This is a genomic window from Bacillus sp. SIMBA_154 (assembly GCF_046536015.1).
GTDB classification, from domain to species: Bacteria; Bacillota; Bacilli; order Bacillales; family Bacillaceae; genus Bacillus; species Bacillus pumilus_P.
In genome coordinates this window covers 1-228 of the sequence record NZ_JAWJBV010000777.1, presented here as the reverse complement: position 1 = coordinate 228, position 228 = coordinate 1, and the positions used below count along the sequence as shown (strand labels likewise).

Below are 228 nucleotides of genomic sequence, written 5' to 3'. Positions count from 1 at the left end.
GTGCTGTATACGAATCCGTTTAAAGTCGGCTTATCTAAGAAAAAGCTGAAACGCCTGATGTACTGGATCTTTTTCGGTGAACAAAAAAAGCCGGAAATGTCGATTTTAAATGAAGAAGGCCTCATCCGCACCACAAGGGTTAAAACGGCAAAAGCGGCCATTGAAAGCCTGAAAAAACACATGACTGAAGAAAATAAAGATGTGACGCTTGCCGTCATTTCCTTTTAC

1 pseudogene is annotated in these 228 nt (G+C 41.2%); it reads left to right on the top strand.

Going from position 1 to position 228, the window contains the following annotated elements:
- Positions 1 to 228: pseudogene (locus tag R0K30_RS24005) on the top strand (Na+/H+ antiporter); the annotation flags it as partial.